Origin of the sequence: Rhodococcus olei (assembly GCF_039540555.1) — a bacterium.
In the GTDB taxonomy this organism is placed as follows: domain Bacteria; phylum Actinomycetota; class Actinomycetes; order Mycobacteriales; family Mycobacteriaceae; genus Rhodococcus_G; species Rhodococcus_G olei.
In genome coordinates this window covers 1-17,198 of sequence record NZ_BAABFB010000042.1, presented here as the reverse complement: position 1 = coordinate 17,198, position 17,198 = coordinate 1, and the positions used below count along the sequence as shown (strand labels likewise).

Below are 17,198 nucleotides of genomic sequence, written 5' to 3'. Positions count from 1 at the left end.
CACCGTCATCGCGACCATGACCGTGCAGCAACTGGAAGACGCCACGGGGCTGGCCACCACCGGCACCGGTGGTCTGGTCCCGGTCCGCGACGCGCTGCGGATGGCCGAGAAGGCGCACCCGGTGCTCGCGGTGTTCGACCACCACGGCCGACCGCTACACCTGGGTCGATCCAAACGACTGGTGTCCGCGGACCAGAGGCTCGCGTTGATCGCGGCGTCGCGTGGCTGCACCCGACCCGGCTGCGATGCACCCGCCTCGATGACCGCCGTCCGCCCCAAGCACTTCGTGCAGGGGGGACCCCACACGTCACCGAATGGAACAAGGGTGGCCGCACCGACATCGACTCCCTGGATTTGGCGTGCGATCACTGCCACGCCCTGGTCCACGACGGCCCCGGCGGCTGGCGCACCCGCACCGCAGCCGACGGCACCGCGCACCCCGGCCGCACCGAATGGATCCCACCCGCCCACCTCGACCCCACCCGCACACCCCGGGTCAACCACCGCCACCACCTCGACCGAACCATCGCCCAGGCGCTCGACAACCACCGCGCCCGCCGCGACGCCGAACTCCGGGAACACCGACGACGACAGGGACGCGGCGCCGAGGATGCGGGTGGCGACGATGCGCCGTGACCCACGGTCGTCCGCACCACCGATTCGACCTGCCTCGGCTCGGGGGCCGGGCATCCAGCTGCGCCTGTCGTCGTTCCGCCAACGGGCCCGAACGGCGCGAGGGGATCCCCGCGTACCTGTCGATCGGCGCGATCGGGCCGTGACACCGACGCACCGTCACCGTTCCCCGTCGGACCCCGGGTCGAGCTCGCTGCTCTGCTCGAACGTCCACTCCACGTCGCCGATGCGGATCACGTCACCGGGCCGGAGCACGGTGCGGTCACCGATTCGGTCACCGTTGACACGGGTGCCGTTGAGGGAACCGAGATCCCGAATCTCGAAGCGGGAGTCGGCGTTCCGGACAACAGCGTGATGCCGGCTGACGTTGGCGCCGTCGATCACCACGTCGTTGCCGGGCTTGCGGCCGATCCGGAGGCCGCCGGGCGGGATCGTCGTCGACCGGCCGTCGCGATCGCGCAGCACGCCGTGTGCGGTGCCGATCTCCCGGTCGAGCAGCGTCAGCGTCATCGACGTCGCCCCGACGTCGAGGGACTGCTGGTCGCGGATCCGCCGTTCGAGGTCCCGCAGCGGCCCGGACGGGACGATGCCCAACTCGTCGGCGAGGAGGGAACGCAGCCGCGCGGCCGCGTCGAGCGCGTCCGCGGATCGGCCCGCCAGGTGCAGTGCGGTGATCAACTGCGCCCACAGCGGCTCCTGGAACGGATGCTCGGTCGTCAACGCGACCAGCGACGCGATCACCGAATCCGCGTGCCCGCACTCGATCTCGGCGTGGACGCGCGCGGACGCGGCGGCGAGGAGTTCCTCGTCGATCTGATCGGCGAAGTCCTCGACGAACCGGGGTCCCCGGACGTTCTCGAGGACCGGTCCCCGCCACTCCCCCAGCGCACGCTGCAGGGTGACGCCGGCCTCGTCGAACCGGCCCGCGACGGCGAGTTCCCGGCCGGTGAGCGACAGTGCCCGGAATCGCGCGAGGTCGTAGTCCTCGTCCGGGATCGTCAGGCGATATCCGGGCGACGCCGTCGCCAGGACCGCCTTCGGGTCCACCCCGGCGGCGCCGATCACCTTGCGCAGCTTGGAGACGATCACGTGCAACGCGGCCTGGTACCCGTCCGGGGGGTACTCGTCCCAGACCGCGTCGGCGAGCGTGTCGGCGGAGACGGTCCGGCCGTGCCGGATCAGCAGCATCGCGAGCGCGGTGCGCCGCTGGGTTCCGCCGAGCGTCTGAGCCGCCCCGTCGACGGTCACCTCGAGGCTGCCGAGAATCCGGAATCCGAGGCGATGCCCGGCCGGGGTCCTCGGCGGCCGGGAAGCTGGTTCGGTGCTGTTGTGCTCCGACATGGCCTGTCGTCCTCGGATCGTCCCTCGTCCAGTATGGGCGCCGCCCACCGGCCGGCACAGGGTGGGCACCTGCCGGGCGGCGCCGGCTTCACCGTGACCTCACGGCCGCTGCGGCGCCGAGCGTGCCCCGGACCTCGCCACCCACGAGGATCAACCGATCGAGGCTCACGACGCGGCCCCCACCGCGTGCTTTCAGCGCAGGCTCGTGCCCGGTTCGCGTCCACTCTCCTCGATCGCGCCTGCCGTGCGGTGCAGGGTGGCGACGAGAGTCGGCAACTGGGTGCGGTCGTAACGGACCGTCGGTATCGAGATCGACAGACCCGCCAGTGCCGCGCCGTCCGGGCCCCGCACCGGCACCCCGATCGCGATCACACCTCGCTCCGACAGACCGTCGTTGAGCGCGAACCCGGCACGGCGGACGCGGGCGAGCTGAGTTCGGAGACCGGCCAGGTCCGGCCGTTCGTCCGGACGCTCGCCGTATCGCTCGACGGCATAGAGTTCCTCCACCTCGACCGGGTCGAGCGCCGCGAGCAGCACCAGGCCGGCGGTGGTGCGGTGCGCCGGGAACACCATGCCCTCGCGTGAGCCCACCCGGAGAGCGTGGCGGCACTCGACGCTGGCGATGAAGCGGGTGGTGTCGCCCGTGCGGATCGTCAGGTTCGCGGTCTCCCCGACGACGTCGACGAGCCGGTGCAGGTGCGGCAGCGCGGCGGCCCGCAGCTGCGACGTCCGCGACTGCGAGTGCGTCGCGAGTTCGAGGACCGGACCCGGGTGGTAGACGCGGTCCTCGTCCTGGACCGCGAAATCCCGGTAGACGAGCGTCTGCAGCAGCCGGTGGGCCGTCGACCGCGCGACACCGAGCCGCTCGGCGACCTGGCTGACCGTGAGGCCGCCTTCGAGCTGCAGCATGACCGCGGCCCGGAGCGCATGGTCGGCGCTGGTCACGATGTAGGTCGGCGGCGTCTTCGGTTCGGTGCTGCTCATCGTCACCCGTTCCGCTCTCCAGAATTCTGTGTTCTGCTGGTTCGGCAGGCGTCACTGTAGACGACATGAGCTCGACTGACACCCCCGTCCGATTGCGGGCGGTTTCCGCGCCGAATCAACCGGATGTGACGCCCGCCCTCGAGGAGCTGTACCGCGGCTTCGAGCGGGAACTGCTCGTTCCGCTGTGGACCGAGATCGGTGACCTGATGCCCGCGCAGCCGCGATCGCATGCGGTACCGCACCTGTGGCGATGGGAGAACCTTCTCGGCCTGGCGCAGAAGGCGGGCGACATCGTGCCCGTCGGCCGTGGCGGCGAACGGCGCGCGATCGCGTTGGCGAACCCTTCCCTCGGTGGTCGCCCCTTCGCCACCCCGACACTGTGGGCGGCGATCCAGTACCTGATGCCGGGTGAGGACGCCCCCGAGCACCGACACACCCAGCACGCGTTCCGGTTCGTCGTCGAGGGCTCGGGTGTGTGGACGGTGGTCGGCGGCAACGGCGAGAAGGCCGTCGGCGATGCCGTTCCGATGCGCCGCGGCGACTTCCTGCCGCAGGCGGGCTGGAACTGGCACGCGCACCACAATGCGACCAGCGAGCCGATGGCCTGGATCGACGGGCTGGACATCCCGTTCCAGTACGTCACCGAGTCGCAGTTCTTCGAGTTCGGTCGTGCGGAACTCGGCGACGCCGAACGGATCACGCCGGAACGCTCCCGCTCCGAGCGACTGTGGGGCCACCCCGGTCTGCGGCCGCTGTCGGTCGGCGAGGTCGCCCCGGGCACGCCGCTGCTGGCCTACAAGTGGGAGCACACCGACGCCGCCCTCACCGACCAGCTACAGCTGGAGAAGGAAGGGTACGGCGGCACCGTCGAACCCGGTCACGCCGCGGTCCGATTCTCCAATCCGCACAACGGATCCGACGTGCTTCCGACCGTGCGCACGGAGTTCCACCGGATCGCCCGCGGCTCCGAGACCGCGCCCGTGCGAGAGACCGGGTCGTCGGTCTACCAGGTCTTCGACGGCTCCGGCACGGTGACCGTCGGCGACGCGACCTGGTCGGTCATCCGCGGCGACCTGTTCGTCGTTCCGTCGTGGACGCCGTTCTCCGCCAGGTCCGAGGCCGGCGGCACCGACTCGGACTCCGGTGCACTCGACCTCTTCCGTTTCTCCGATGCGCCCGTCTTCGAAGCGCTCCACCTCAACCGTCAGGAGATCACCCGATGAAGCTCGCAACCGTCCGCGTGGGCGGCGGCACCCGCGCCGTCCGGCTCGACGGCGACATCCTGGTCGACCTCGGCCACGACGACCTCGGCGCACTGCTCGCCCGGGAGGACTGGGCCGCGATCGCCGCCGACACCACGGGCGAGACCTGGCCGGCCGAGGGCGCCGACTTCGCTCCCGCCGTGCCCCGTCCGTCGAAGGTGATCTGCGTCGGCCACAACTACACGAACCACATCAAGGAGATGGGTCGCGAGCTCCCGAGCCACCCGACCCTGTTCACGAAGTTCGCCGACAGCCTCATCGGCGCGAACGATCCGATCGTCAAGCCCGCCGAGACCGACGCCCTCGACTGGGAGGTCGAGCTCGTGGTCGTCGTCGGCAAGCCGGTCCGTCGGGCCACCGAGGACGAGGCCGCCGCCGCCATCGCCGGCTTCACCGTCATGAACGACGTGTCGGTGCGCGACTGGCAGTTCCGGACCATCGAGTGGACCCAGGGCAAGATCTGGGACTCCTCCACCCCGGTCGGGCCCTACGTCGTCACCCCCGACGAGGTCGGGGGCGTGCGGCCGGCACTCGAGGTCGAAACGATCGTCGACGGCACGGTCATGCAACACGACGACACCGGCACGCTGCTCTTCGACCCCGTTCACCTGGTGCAGTACGTCTCGACGATCATCCGGCTCAACCCGGGCGACATGATCGCGACCGGCACACCCGCCGGTGTCGGCCACGCCCGTGACCCCAAGGTGTACCTCGTCGGCGGCGAGACCGTCGTGACGCGGATCGCCGGACTCGGCGCGTGCACCAACCAGGTCGTCGCGGAGGCGTGACGGTGCGCACGCACGACGACGCGCTGGCCTGGGTCGCGCACGGCACCAGGCTGTTCACCGCGCAGGTGACCGGGTTCGACGAGCCGCAGATGTCGGCGCCGAGTGCCCTGCCCGGCTGGACCCGCAAGCACCTCGTGGCGCACGTCGCCGCGAACGCGGACGCGCTGGGCAACCTCGTCCACTGGGCTCGGACCGGTGAGCGCACGCCGATGTACGCGTCCGCGGACCAGCGCAACGCCGACATCGACGCCGGCGCCACGCGCTCGGCGACCGAGCTGGCGGCCTGGACCGGCGACGCCGTCCGCACTCTCGCCGCCGCGATGGACACCCTGTCCGAGGCGCAGTGGCAGGCGGAGGTCGTCACCGCGCAGGGCCGCACGGTGCCCGCCACGGACATCCCGTGGCTGCGGGCCCGCGAAGTGTGCGTTCACGCCGTCGACCTCGGCGCCGGCGTTACGTTCGCGGACCTCCCCGTCGGATTCCTGACCGCGCTCGTGGCGGACATCCAGGCCAAGCGCGGGCTCGACGACCTTCCCGACGGGCCGCTGCCCGACGTGGCCGCCTACCTGGCCGGCCGCCCCCACTCCCTCACCGATGTCCCCGACCTCGGTCCCTGGCTGTAGAGGAGGCCGCACTGTGAGCAATCCTGACATCGTCGTCGCCGGCGGCGGAATCGGCGGGCTGAGCTCCGCCTTCGCACTGGCCCGACTCGGCCTGCGGGTGCGGGTTCTCGAACAGGCCCAGGAGTTCGGCGAGGTCGGCGCGGGCATCCAGCTCGCCCCGAACTGCACGCGCATCCTCGACGCGTACGGCCTGCTGGAGAAGGCGAAGGCCCGTGGTGTCGTGCCCGACCGGATGGTGATGCGCGACGCGGTCGACGGGAGCGAGCTGACCTCGCTCGACCTGCGCGATCTGGAGCGCAGGTACGGCTTCCCGTACCTGGTCATCCATCGCAGCGATCTGCACGCCCTGTTCCTGGAGGCGTGCCGCGAGGCGGGCGTCGAGCTGCTCACCGAGCAGCGGGTCACGTCGTACACCCAGGAGGCCGGGACGGCCTCCGCGACAACGCAGGAGGCCGGGACGGCCGCCGTGGCGACGCAGGACGGGACGGTCCACGAGGCTGCCGTCGTCATCGCGGCCGACGGTCTGCACTCCGTCGCCCGGAGGCTGCTGGTCGACGACCAGCCGGTGTCGTCCGCGTACGTCGCCTACCGCGGCACGGTTCCGATCGGGGACGTGGGCCGCCCGGTCGACCTGTCCGAGGTGGTCGTGTACGTCGGCCCCCGGTGCCACTTCGTCCACTACGGGCTGCGCGGCGGCGACCTGCTCAACCAGGTTGCCGTCTTCGAGTCCCCCAAGGCCGTTGCGGGCCTGGACGACTGGGGTACCCCGGACGAGCTCGACAGCGCGTTCACGGGTGCCTGCGACGTAGTCCGGCAGGGCCTGCCGCACATGTGGCGCGACAAGTGGTGGCGGATGTACGACCGCGACCCGATCGACACCTGGGTCGCCGGGCGGATCGCGCTGCTGGGCGACGCGGCCCACCCGCCGCTGCAGTACATGGCCCAGGGCGCGATCATGGCGATCGAGGACGGCTGGGTGCTTGCGCAGCACGTCGATCGCCTCCGTTCGGACGACGGCACAGTCGACTGGGCGGGTGTGCTCGCGGCCTACGACGCGGTCCGGCCGCAGCACTGCCGCCGCGTGCTCGAGACGGCGCGCGTGTGGGGCGAGCTGTGGCACCTGGACGGCGTCCCGCGCGAGCAGCGGAACGTGCTGCTGCGCTCACGCCCGGTCGACGACCACTCGTTCACCGACTGGATCTACGGCCCGACCGCGCTGTTCCCGGAGGACGAACCGGCGATGTTCGAGCCGATCCCGCTGTCCTCTGCCGATCAGGCCGTCTAGAGGCGGTCGTCGGTCCGACGAAAGGCCCGTGTCCCTCCGGGCAACCGGACGGACACGGCCTTCGTTCACGGACGGACGGTCACGAGACACGGATCCGCTGAAGATCCTCGCCGACGATGACCTCGCCGTCGTAACCCTCTCGAGCCCACGCCTTCCAGCGGTCACGGTCGATCGGGGTGGTCACGAAATCGATCAGGTGGCTGATCACCAGTGTCGGCACACCGGCCCGCTGCGCGATCTCGCCGACCTTCTGGACCTCGACGTGCGACTGCAGCATGTGATCCAGCGCGGCCGGCGGCAGCCTCACCTCGCCGCCCTGCACGTTGACCGCCTCGTGCACCAGGACGTCCGAGCCCTGCGCGAGTCGCACCAGATTTTCGCTGTAGGTGGTGTCGCCCGAGAAGGTCACCGATCCGTGCGCGGTGTCGAACCGGAACGCGAACGCGGGGAAGATCGGGCCGTGCGGGACCAGGACGGCGGACACCTTCACCCGGTCGTCCTCCATCACCACGAACGGGTCCATCGCCGGGCTGGTGTTCTCGAAGGTCGCACCGATCGCCGGGAGCGTGATCTCGTGGACGTCGGCGAGCGTGCGCACGTCGCGAACTCCGGTGTCGCGCATGAAGGAATTGCTGCTGTAGGCGAAGGCCTCGTGACACTTCCGGGTGAGCTCGGCGATGCCGGGCGTCGGGTTCTCGGGCGAGATCGTCGGGGCCTCGCCACCACCGAACTTCGGGCCGAGGCCACCGGCGGGTCCGGGCCCGTACACGCCGACAGGGCCGGACAGGACGTCGCGGAACTGGATGTTCGGGCCGCTTCCGCCGAGCAGGAAGTAGTTGTAGTAGTCGGCGACGTGGTCGGCGTGCAGGTGCGTGACGAAGATCGACCGCAGATCGGCCAGACGCAGTCCGGACCGGACGTACTGGGTGAGAGAGGCGCGGCCGCAGTCGATCACGTAGGTGACTCCGTCGACGACCAGCGCGGTGGAGATCCCGGCGGCCGAGGGCTCGACCGGCGGCCCGGCCTCGGTCCCGAGCAGGACCAACTCGAGCGGACCGAAGCCCTCGGGTGCGGCACCGGACGCCGCGGTCGCGACGGACGCGGCCGCCGGGGTGTCCGTGCTCGCGCAGGCGGCGACGGACGCCACGACGGCGCCGAGCCCGAGTGCCCCCAGGAACCCCCGGCGCGGCAGCCCCTTCTCGGACGGGACGGCGGAACAACACGAATCGAACGTCATGAGGTGTCCTCCAACAGTCGTCCGGCGGCGCCGCACGGCCGAGAGAATCGACCGCACGGCGCCGCCGGCAGTGGAACGGAATGAGCGTCTGTGCGCTCGAGGTCAGTTGTTCGCGATGAAGTCCGTGACCAGACGGTTGAATTCGTCGGGGTGCTCGATCATCGCCCAGTGGCCACAGTGGTTGAGGATCACCAGCCGGGAGTCGGGGATCAGCGCGAGCAGCATCAGAGAGTGCTCGTAGGAGACCACCCGGTCGTCACGTCCGTGGATCAGCAGGGTCGGGACGTCGACCTTCGGCAGGTCCTCGAGCCGCACCCACTTCGGGATCGGCGCGCCCTTCGGCAGACCCGCCAGGTAGTTCTCGAGATGCTCGGGGCGCGCCGACGCGGCGTCCGAACGGGCGGCCAACAGTTCCGGCGTCGCGAACTGCTTGTCGTAGACCATGATCTCGATCAGCTTGCCCATGGTCTCCGGCGTCGGGTTCCGGTATGCCTCGATGAGCACCTTGAGGCCCTCGCTCGGGCCGTCGCCGGCAGCGAACAGCTTGGGACCGGGTGTGGGCGGTCCCATCGTGACGAGGTGGGAGATCCGATCCGGGTGCTCGGTGGCGAAGCGCATCGACGTCGCGCCTCCCATCGAGTTCCCCACGAACGCGGCCTTCTCGATGCCGAGGGCGTCCATGAACTGCAGGGCCGCGTCCACGTGATCGAGGCGATCGACGGTGGTGGCGTCGGACTGGCCCCAGCCGGGCATGTCCACGGCGTACACGTGGAAGTGCCGCGCGAGCGCTTCGATGTTCCCGGAGAAGTTGCTCCAGCCGGTCGCGCCGGGACCGCTGCCGTGCAGCAGGATCACGGGATGCCCGGTGCCGGCCTCCTCGTAGTGCAGCTTCCAGTCCCTGGTGCGGACGGTGCGACCGGTCTCGGCCTGGGTGAGTGGCATGATCGTCTTCCTTTTCGTGCGGGTACGGCTCGGCCGGATGTCAGGGCTGCAGGAGGTCCGCGACGACCTGGGGTGCGCGGTGGCCCCAGGTGTCGAGCTTGTCCAGATGTTTGATCTCCCAGGTGGCGTCGTCGATGATCAGTCCGCCCCAGCCGTATTCGATGTTGAATCCCGACGGCGTGCGGACGTAGAAGCTGAACATCTCGTCGTTGGGGTGCATGCCCAGCGTCATCTCGAACGGCTGCTTGGCGTCCATGCAGCGGTCGTAGGCAAGGCCCACGTCGTTGATGTCGCCGACCTCGATCATGAAGTGGTGCATGCGCTTGGGGAACGGCATGTCCGCCCACGCCACCGAGTGGTGCCTGCCGTTGCAGTGCGTGAACACGGCGTCCGCGTACACGCCCGGCGCCACCTGCTCCTTGATGAAGTCGGTGATCTTGAAGCCGAGGATGCCGTACCAGTCGAGGATGGTCTCCCGATCACCCCTCTCCATGAGGAACTCGTGCCCGGCACCCCCGTCACCGGTGACGAAGCGCGAGAACAGCTTTTCGGATCGGAACGGGGTGTCGGCGTCGGCCAGACCCACGATCAACTCCACGCGGTTGCCGACCGGGTCCGTCGTGACGACGATCCGATCGACCCTGCGGGCGGCGGCGAGATCCGCACCGCCCTCCACGACCTCGGTGCCTGCCGCCCGCAGTCCGCCGACGATCTCGTCCAGATCCGCCTCGGTCGCACACGCGAATCCGGTGAACGCCAGGTCGTCCGCGTCGCCACGGACGACGATCCACCGGTGCGCCTTGGAGTCCATGCGCAGAGCGAGGGCGCCCTCGGATCGGCCGGCCAGTTGCATGCCCATCAGATCGACGCCGAAGCGTTCCCAGGCGTCGAGATCGCTCGCCTCGACGCCGATGTACGCGAGTTCGGTCACGCTGGTCATCAGTGGTTCTCCTTCGATCGGGGTCAGGCGGGGATGCCGAGTCCGCTGACGTCGGCGGCGGCGACGAACTTGTCGGGGCGGACGGCGACGGCGCGGACACCGAACCTGCGCAACCAGGGCCCGAGGACCTCGTCGAGGTCGACCAACTCGTCGGGGCCCCGAGTGTGCTTGTCCTGCGGACGAACTGCGATGTAGCGCGCACCGAGCGCGTCCCACCCGGCCTTCTCCTGCGGGCTCAGCAGCGACGCGGGGTCGACGTCGTCGCCGAGGAGCACGAAGCCGTCGCCGAGCAGGTCGTCGAGGCGTGCGATCACTCCTCGGGTGTCGCCGACCTCGGGCTGCGGCACCATCCGGCCGACGATGCTCGACTCGTCGATCGGGCCGCGCAACCATCCCGCGACCAGGAACGGCGGCGCGATCAGCGGCGGTTCCGGCGGGTTCTCGGGGTCCTGGGGCGGGACCGCGAGGGCGGCCTGCTCCTCGTCCGACAGCTCCTGCTTGATGATCCTGCCCAGCTCGACAGCCAGATTCGTGTACATAGCGGCGTTGGGACGCCGCTCCGCCTCGTACGTGTCGAGGAAACTCTCGTCCAGCTCGCCCTTGATGACGCCCGCCAACTTCCAGCCGATGTCGTAGGCATCGCGCATGCCCGTTTGCATCCCGGCCCCGGCCCAGGGCGGCATGAGATGCGCCGCGTCGCCGACCAGGAAGGTGCGACCCACGCGCCAGGTGTCGGCCATGCGGGTGTGATGCCGGTAGAAGGCGTGCTGGTGGATCTCGACGTCGTCCTCGGTGACACCGAGCGCGTTGAGCAGCGGCCACACCTGCTCGTTCGTGGCGAAATCCGCCTCGCTCTCCCCCGGCTGGAGCGGCAGTTCCCACCGGTGGTTGCCCTGCGAGAGCGAGATGTCGACGACGGGCCGCTTCGCGTCCGACCAGAACGTGAGCAGGTTGCGGTCGGGCCACCACCGCTTGACGCGGCAGTCGATGACGATCCACATCACGTCGATCGTGTCGCCGAGCAGCTCGACGCCCAGCTGCCCCCGGGTCGGGCTGCTGCCGCCGTCACATCCGAGCACGTAACGCACACGGGTGGAGGAGGTTTCACCGGTGGCGGTGTCCTTCGCGGTCACCGTGACGCCGGTGTCGTCCTGATCGAGGGAGACCACCTCCGACCCGTACCGGACGTCGAGGAGTCGGTCGTACTCGGCCGCGCACTCGCGCAGCTTCGCTTCCATCGTGGGCTGGTAGATGTTGAAGAATCGCGGCTTGATGCCCAGGGTCGACGGCGGATGGTCGATGCGGAGCAGTTCGACGCCGTCGTAGGTCTGCCAGCGCAGCGCACGTTGCGGGTCCATGTCCTTCTTGACGGCCTCGTCCACGCCGAGGCTCTGGAAGATGCGCATCGTCCAGTCGTTGACGGTGACGGCCCGCGCGCGCTGGTAGACATCGCGGTCGCGCTCGAGAGCGACGGCGGAGATTCCGTGCTTGGCGAGCGTGAGCGCCGCGATGACGCCGCTCGGGCCGTAGCCGACGATCGCGACGTCGGCGTCGTACTTCTCGTTCATGAGCAGGGCTTTCGTGTGGTCGACCGCAGCGTGCGGTGCGGATTCGGATGTGAGTTCCCGGGACCGAGCGGTCCGTGCCGCCCTCCCGCAAGCCATGTTTTGGAACGATCGTTCCGTCCAATAGTGAGCAGCGTAACAGCGCCACGGGAGCTGTCAAGGAGCAATCCGGGGGCCCGGCACCCGGCGGCGAGAGGCCCGGCGCGACCTACACTGGCGGGATGGAGAACGCCGCACCGAACGGAAACCGACGAGGTCGGCGCTCACGCCAGGAGATCCTCGACGTCGCCGCCCGGGTCATGTCCGCGCGCGGATACGCGGGGACGTCGATGTCGGTGCTGGTCAAGGAGACGGGCCTGCCCCGCAGCGCCTTCTACCACCACTTCGAGTCGAAGGCCGGCCTGCTGTCCGAGGTGATGGCCCGCGGTGCTCGGGCCTTCTTCGACGCGATGCGCGCGGCACACCGGAACCCGCCGGCGGGCGGCTCACCGCGCGAGCGCCTGGGCTGGTACCTGCGGCAGACGGGCGAGGTCTCCGTTCACCACGAGGAGTTCCTGCGCCTGATGCTCGTCCTGGTGATGAGCAACGAGGCGGCCGGGGCCGCCGAGGCGATGCGGACCGTCATCGACGTGCGCAGCGAGGGCCGCGAACTGATGCGGGACATGATCCACTCGGCGTTCGCGGTCGAGGGCGACGACATCGCGACCGTCGTCGCCGACGAACTCGCCCACTTCGGCATGGCCGGCTTCGACGGCGCCTTCGTCTCCCGGCAGACGAAGGACGGAAAACCGATGGCCGAGTTCATGAATCAGCTCACCGATGCGATCGCCGCGATCGGCGAGGCACGCGTCAACGCACTACGGGCCCAGGCGGAGGCCGGGACCGCGTCGGCGCAGGCCGTCTAGCGGCCACCCCAGGGCGTCGCCGCGCATCGGCGCGGACGATCGGGCGTCACGGATCCGGCGTCAAGGATCCGACAAGGATCCGGTCAGGCCCGGGTCCGATTCTTTCTCTTGCCAGTTCACACCGACTCGAGAAAGCCCTCCGATGTTCACCCTCAGCACTGCCGCCCGCACCACCGTCATCGCCGCCTCGATCGGCCTGAGCGCACTGGGCGGTGTCGGCGCGGCTGCCGTCGCGCACGCCGCGGTCTCCTCGACCCTGTCCGCCGACGATTCACGGTTCATCGAGGGCATGGCCGAGCAGGGCATCGTCTTCGACACCCCCGACCAGGGCGTGGGCCTCGCCCACGACATCTGCGGCGAGTTCGCCCGCGGCACCAGCTTCGACACCATCGCGGCCGAAGGAATCCACCAGACCGACCTCACCCCCTACCAGGTCGGGTACCTCATCGGCGGCTCCGTCGGCGTCTACTGCCCGCAGTACCACGACGAGCTCCCCGCCTGACCCCGAGCGGCCGCTCCCCGCCCACTCCCGGGGCGGGGAGCGGTCGTGTTTCCGGCGCCCGCGGGGACATCGGTTCGGCCACCGCCGGGTGTCGCGGGCGCCGTACCCGCACGTGCGACGATGGACCGATGACGGCCGAACCCTTTGACGCCATCGTCCTCGCCGGCGGGTCCGGCAGCCGGATGGGCGGCGTCGACAAGCCCGCTCTCGAGGTCCACGGGCGCAGCATGCTCACCACCGCACTCGCCGCCGTCGCCGGTGCCGCCGCGACGGTGGTCGTCGGACCCCGCCGGCCCGAGCTCGATTCGACGATCCGGCAGGTCCAGGAATCGCCGCGCGGTTCGGGGCCGGTCTCGGCGCTGGCCGCGGGTCTGCGCGAGGCCGGCGGCAGCGCGGTGGTCGCGGTGCTCGCCGCGGACCTGCCCACGCTGACCGCCGACGCGGTCGACCGGCTCCGGGACACCCTCCGCGGCGGAACCGACGCCGCGTTCGCGATCGACGAGACCGGACGCGTTCAGTTCCTGCTCGGGGTCTGGCGCCGCGACGTTCTCGCGGCGCGTCTCGCCGCGCTGGACGGGCTCTCCAATCAGGCGATGAAATCGCTTGTTCCGCACGGCTTCGCAACGGTCCAGATGTCGGGCATCTCCGACTGCGACACCGCGGAGGACCTCGCGGCCGCGCGGGCGGCGGACGATGCCGGCCCCGCCTCGATCGTCGACGCCCGCGCCGCGATCCGCCGCCGCATCGAGACCCTGCCCGCGCTCGAGCTGTCGCCGCTGGCCGCCGTCGGCGGCGTCCTCGCGCAGCCGCTGGTCTCGGTCGACGCGCTGCCCCGCCTCGACACGTCCGCGATGGACGGCTACGCGGTGTCCGGCCCCGGTCCGTGGCAACTCGACGCCGCCGTCCGGTATGCCGGCTCCGCCGACGAGGTGGTCCTCGATCCGGGGCACGCCGTGCGGATCGCGACCGGCGCGCACCTGCCGACCGGCGCCACCGCTGTGATCCGCGACGAGCACGCCGGCCTGGACGGGCAGACGCTGTCCCGCAGGCCCGACGCCCCGGATCGCGACGACACCCGCCGCCGCGGCGAGGACTGGGCGCCGGGCGCGCCCCTCGCCCCGGGAGGCACGCCGGTGACCGCGGCACTGGCCTCCCTGGCACGGAGCGCCGAGGTCACCGAACTGCTGGTGCGGGGACCGGTCCGCGCGCACGTCGTCGTCACCGGCGACGAGATCCGCCGCGACGGCCCGCTGCGCGACGGTCAGACCCGAGACTCGCTGGGACCCGTGCTGCCGCACTACCTTTCGTGGTGCGGACTGCGGGCGGAGGCGGACACCCACCTGCGGGACACGGCGGGCGGATTCGACGAACTCCTCGCGGCGGGCACCATCGACGCGGACGTGATCGTGATCGTCGGCGCAACCGGTGGCGGCGCCGCGGACCACCTGCGCCACGCCCTGGGCCGGGCGGGCGCGCGGATGGTCGTCAACGGGGTCCGGTGCCGGCCCGGCGGCTCACAGGTCGTCGCGGTCCTGCCCGACGAGCGGGTCGTCCTGGGGCTGCCCGGCAACCCCTACGCGGCGGTGGCGACGGTGCTGCTGACCGCGCCGTCGATCGCGGCGGCCCTGACCGGCGCCCCGCGTCCGGTCCCGGTCAGTGGGGCGGTCGCCAACGCGGCCGAACTCGCCCCGGCCGGAACCCGCGCGCACACGCCGCGGATCGTGCCGGTCACCCGGCAGCCGGACGGCGCGTGGGTCGGGGTGTCGCAGGTCCGCACCGCCCACCTCGGTGCGCTGGTCGGCGCCGACGCGCTCGCCGTGATCGAGCCCGGCACACCGGACGGCGGGCACGCGGAACTGCTGCTGCTGCCGCGGTGACCGCCCGTCGTCCGGCGTCGAGCCTCAGGCCGCGAACACGACCTGGGCCTGGGTCTTCCCGAGGACCGTCCGGCCGCCGCTGGAGACGGTGATGTCGATGCGCGCGGTGCGGTCGTCGGCGTCGAGACGGGCCACCTTCGCGGAGATCGACAGATCGGCGCCGTCGACCTGGTCGACGACGACGGGCCGCGTGAACCGGGTCTCGTAGGAGACGATCGCGCTCGGGTTCCCGATCCAGTCCGCGACCGTCTGCAGGGCGAGGCCCGCGGTGAGCATGCCGTGGGCGAGGACGCCCGGGAGGCCGACGGCGGCCGCGGTGGCGTCGTTGAAGTGGATCGGGTTCAGGTCGCCCGAGGCTCCGGCGTAGCGGACCAGGTCGTCGCGGGTGACGACCAGATCGGCCTTCGCCACGACCATCCCGATCTCGAGGTCCGCGAACACCGGGGTGGCACCGCGCGTCATGCGTCGTCTCCTCGGTGCAGCAGGGTGGAGGTGACGGTGGCGACCGGGGATCCGGTCTCGTCGTGGATCTCGCAGACCGTCGACAGGATCGAGTTGCCGGCCCGTTCGGTGACGTCGGTGATGGTCAGCGTGGTGGCCAGGTTGTCGCCGGCGACGATCGGGCGGCGGTGCTCGATCCGCTCCGACCCGTGCACGACGCGGCTCGGCTCGAGTCCGGTGTCCGGGGTCTCCACCAGTTGCATCACCGCGGGGCCCTGCACCACGGCGGTGAACGTGGTCGGGGCGATCACGTCCGCGAATCCGGCGGCGCGGGCGGCGTCGACGTCGAGGTGGAGCGGGTTCGTCGAGCGCACGGCGCGGGCGAACTCACGGATCTTCTCCCGACCGACGAGGTAGGTCGTCGGTGGGAAGACCCGCCCGGTGAGGTTGGGATTCAGTGATGACATCGAACGAGGATATCGGCAGGCGGCGGCCCGGGTGTCGGGTCGGGCCACCGGATGTTCGCTGCGTCACCCCGCGGTGCCGACCGTGATCACCTCGACGACGCCGCGGCGGATCGGCCGCTGCGCCGCTCCGCCGCCGAGTCCGGGCCGGCCGCCGAGGCCGCACCCGGGATGCTCGGCGAGCAACGCCGGTCACCGTGCCGGGGCCACCTCGAGCTCGGGCCGAACGCCCGCGGCTGCGACGTCGGCGTACCGCGACACCAGCAGTCGCACCAGATCCGGGTGTGCGCCGAGCGGCTCCGTCACCCCGTCCGCGCCCGCCGCCGCGAGCCGGGTGTGGAAGAGCCCGGGCGCCAACAGGTACGACGCGACGAACACCTTCCGACCGGTCTCGCGCCGGACCCGGGACACCACGTCGGCGACCCGCGGCTGCGCGGTCGCCACGAAACCGATGTCGACGCGGGCGCCGGTCAGGTCCGCGAGCATCGCCGCCGCCCGCCGGACGTCGGCGAGAGCCCGCCGGTCCGAGGACCCGGCCGCGGCGAGGACCACCGCGTCGCCGGGGCGCCACCCGCGCTCGCGCAGCCGCTCGAACAGGACCGACGCCAGCACCGGGTCCGGACCGAGCGCCGCGGTGACGTGGACGTCGGGATGCCCCGACTCCGCGACCTCGCGCGGGACGTCGGTGTGGACGTGGTAGCCGGACGCCAGGAACGCGGGCACCACGACGGCGGGCACCGCCAGGTCCCGCAGGACCTCCGCCGGGGACGGGCCGAGGACGTCGACGAACGCGACGCGGGTCGTCCCGACGGCCGCGGCGACCTCCTCGGCGAGCGCCGCGACCAGGTCGACCCCGCGGGGATTGCGGGTGCCGTGGGCGACCAGCACCAGCGCAGGCGCGGCGGACCCGACTCGCCCGACCTGCCCGGTCACGGCCGCTTCCCGGCGTCGTCGCCGCACTCACCGGGATCTACGGCGAGCCGGTAGCCGCGTTTGACGACGGTCTGGATGATCTTGGGCGCGCCGAGGCAGGAGCGCAGCCGCGCGATCGCCGTCTCGACGGCGTGGGTGTCGCCGCCGCCGCCCGGCAGGACGGCCAGCAGTTCCTCGCGGGAGACGACGCGGCCGGGACGGTGCGCGAGGGTACGCATCAGCGCCATCGCGGCCGGGGCCAGTTGCCGGACCTCGCCGTCGACGACGACGCAGCCGCCGCGCACGCTCAGCTGGTGCCCGGCCGCGCGGATCGTCATCGCGCGCCGAGGCAGTTCCTCGGCGATGTGCCGGGCCAGGGAGCCGAGGCGCGCCCGCGCCGGCATCGTGGTGCGCACCCCGAGCGCCTTGAGCGGAGCCGCGGTCACCGGGCCGACGCACACCGGGACCACCCGACCACCCAATGCGGCGAGCAGCGA

The 17,198-nt window shown here is 71.4% G+C and carries 18 protein-coding genes and 2 pseudogenes; 10 read left to right on the top strand and 10 right to left on the bottom strand.

Going from position 1 to position 17,198, the window contains the following annotated elements:
• Nucleotides 1-16: 16 nt before the first annotated feature.
• From ABD951_RS28675 to ABD951_RS28665, 3 genes and pseudogenes are all read left to right on the top strand, one after another.
• Nucleotides 17-151 (top strand): annotated as a pseudogene (locus tag ABD951_RS28675) (DUF222 domain-containing protein); the annotation flags it as partial.
• A 17-nt stretch (nucleotides 152-168) separates the two neighbouring features.
• Nucleotides 169-351 (top strand): annotated as a pseudogene (locus ABD951_RS28670) (hypothetical protein); the annotation flags it as partial.
• A gap of 3 nt (nucleotides 352-354) precedes the next feature.
• The gene (locus ABD951_RS28665; RefSeq protein WP_425569837.1) at nucleotides 355-636 is read left to right on the top strand and encodes a hypothetical protein; all 282 of its coding nucleotides are present in this window, start codon (nucleotides 355-357) and stop codon (nucleotides 634-636) included.
• A gap of 156 nt (nucleotides 637-792) precedes the next feature.
• Here ABD951_RS28665 and ABD951_RS12870 read toward each other — a convergent pair whose 3' ends face one another.
• Both ABD951_RS12870 and ABD951_RS12865 read right to left on the bottom strand, forming a co-directional pair.
• A complete protein-coding gene (locus tag ABD951_RS12870; RefSeq protein WP_345345341.1) occupies nucleotides 793-1,974 on the bottom strand; it encodes an AfsR/SARP family transcriptional regulator in 1,182 nt (393 codons plus the stop codon).
• 192 nt (nucleotides 1,975-2,166) lie between these two features.
• Nucleotides 2,167-2,958, bottom strand: coding sequence for an IclR family transcriptional regulator (locus ABD951_RS12865; protein ID WP_345345339.1), 792 nt, complete (start codon nucleotides 2,956-2,958; stop codon nucleotides 2,167-2,169).
• A gap of 65 nt (nucleotides 2,959-3,023) precedes the next feature.
• On the opposite strand from ABD951_RS12865, the gene ABD951_RS12860 reads away from it, so the two are divergent.
• Genes ABD951_RS12860 through ABD951_RS12845 form a run of 4 tightly spaced genes read left to right on the top strand, consistent with a single transcriptional unit; the run spans nucleotide 3,024 to nucleotide 6,916 of the window.
• A complete protein-coding gene (locus tag ABD951_RS12860) occupies nucleotides 3,024-4,181 on the top strand; it encodes a cupin domain-containing protein (RefSeq protein ID WP_345345338.1) in 1,158 nt (385 codons plus the stop codon).
• A complete protein-coding gene (locus ABD951_RS12855; RefSeq protein WP_345345337.1) occupies nucleotides 4,178-5,008 on the top strand; it encodes a fumarylacetoacetate hydrolase family protein in 831 nt (276 codons plus the stop codon). The genes ABD951_RS12860 and ABD951_RS12855 overlap by 4 nt, the downstream gene beginning before the upstream one ends.
• On the top strand, nucleotides 5,005-5,631 hold the full coding sequence (locus tag ABD951_RS12850) for a maleylpyruvate isomerase family mycothiol-dependent enzyme (RefSeq protein WP_345345336.1): 627 nt from the start codon (nucleotides 5,005-5,007) through the stop codon (nucleotides 5,629-5,631). The genes ABD951_RS12855 and ABD951_RS12850 overlap by 4 nt, the downstream gene beginning before the upstream one ends.
• Before the next feature lie 13 nt (nucleotides 5,632-5,644).
• Nucleotides 5,645-6,916, top strand: a complete 1,272-nt coding sequence (locus ABD951_RS12845) for an FAD-dependent monooxygenase (protein WP_345345334.1) — start codon at nucleotides 5,645-5,647, stop codon at nucleotides 6,914-6,916.
• 79 nt (nucleotides 6,917-6,995) lie between these two features.
• Here ABD951_RS12845 and ABD951_RS12840 read toward each other — a convergent pair whose 3' ends face one another.
• The 4 genes from ABD951_RS12840 to ABD951_RS12825 form a co-directional block, all read right to left on the bottom strand.
• Nucleotides 6,996-8,153, bottom strand: a complete 1,158-nt coding sequence (locus tag ABD951_RS12840) for an MBL fold metallo-hydrolase (RefSeq protein ID WP_345345332.1) — start codon at nucleotides 8,151-8,153, stop codon at nucleotides 6,996-6,998.
• A gap of 102 nt (nucleotides 8,154-8,255) precedes the next feature.
• Complete coding sequence (locus tag ABD951_RS12835; RefSeq protein WP_345345330.1) at nucleotides 8,256-9,095, bottom strand: alpha/beta fold hydrolase; 840 nt, start codon at nucleotides 9,093-9,095, stop codon at nucleotides 8,256-8,258.
• 40 nt (nucleotides 9,096-9,135) lie between these two features.
• On the bottom strand, nucleotides 9,136-10,035 hold the full coding sequence (locus ABD951_RS12830) for a VOC family protein (RefSeq protein WP_345345328.1): 900 nt from the start codon (nucleotides 10,033-10,035) through the stop codon (nucleotides 9,136-9,138).
• 23 nt (nucleotides 10,036-10,058) lie between these two features.
• The gene (locus tag ABD951_RS12825; RefSeq protein WP_345345326.1) at nucleotides 10,059-11,603 is read right to left on the bottom strand and encodes a bifunctional 3-(3-hydroxy-phenyl)propionate/3-hydroxycinnamic acid hydroxylase; all 1,545 of its coding nucleotides are present in this window, start codon (nucleotides 11,601-11,603) and stop codon (nucleotides 10,059-10,061) included.
• Nucleotides 11,604-11,821: 218 nt separating this feature from the next.
• Between ABD951_RS12825 and ABD951_RS12820 the strand changes: the two genes are divergently transcribed.
• The 3 genes from ABD951_RS12820 (at nucleotide 11,822) to ABD951_RS12810 (ending at nucleotide 14,884) form a co-directional block, all read left to right on the top strand.
• Nucleotides 11,822-12,505, top strand: coding sequence for a TetR/AcrR family transcriptional regulator (locus tag ABD951_RS12820; protein ID WP_345345324.1), 684 nt, complete (start codon nucleotides 11,822-11,824; stop codon nucleotides 12,503-12,505).
• A gap of 142 nt (nucleotides 12,506-12,647) precedes the next feature.
• A complete protein-coding gene (locus tag ABD951_RS12815; RefSeq protein ID WP_345345322.1) occupies nucleotides 12,648-13,007 on the top strand; it encodes a DUF732 domain-containing protein in 360 nt (119 codons plus the stop codon).
• Between the two features lie 128 nt (nucleotides 13,008-13,135).
• Nucleotides 13,136-14,884, top strand: a complete 1,749-nt coding sequence (locus tag ABD951_RS12810) for an NTP transferase domain-containing protein (protein ID WP_345345320.1) — start codon at nucleotides 13,136-13,138, stop codon at nucleotides 14,882-14,884.
• A 24-nt stretch (nucleotides 14,885-14,908) separates the two neighbouring features.
• Here the strand turns inward: ABD951_RS12810 and ABD951_RS12805 are convergent, their stop codons facing one another.
• The 4 genes from ABD951_RS12805 to ABD951_RS12790 form a co-directional block, all read right to left on the bottom strand.
• On the bottom strand, nucleotides 14,909-15,346 hold the full coding sequence (locus ABD951_RS12805; RefSeq protein WP_345345318.1) for a MaoC/PaaZ C-terminal domain-containing protein: 438 nt from the start codon (nucleotides 15,344-15,346) through the stop codon (nucleotides 14,909-14,911).
• Nucleotides 15,343-15,792 carry an FAS1-like dehydratase domain-containing protein gene (locus tag ABD951_RS12800; protein WP_345345316.1) on the bottom strand — a complete coding sequence of 150 codons (450 nt, stop codon included), beginning with the start codon at nucleotides 15,790-15,792 and terminating at the stop codon, nucleotides 15,343-15,345. The genes ABD951_RS12805 and ABD951_RS12800 overlap by 4 nt, the downstream gene beginning before the upstream one ends.
• Nucleotides 15,793-15,981: 189 nt before the next feature.
• Complete coding sequence (locus ABD951_RS12795) at nucleotides 15,982-16,722, bottom strand: sirohydrochlorin chelatase (protein WP_345345314.1); 741 nt, start codon at nucleotides 16,720-16,722, stop codon at nucleotides 15,982-15,984.
• Nucleotides 16,719-17,198 (bottom strand): winged helix-turn-helix domain-containing protein (locus tag ABD951_RS12790; protein WP_345345312.1); only part of this gene is annotated, 480 nt, incomplete at its 5' end. The genes ABD951_RS12795 and ABD951_RS12790, both read right to left, overlap by 4 nt.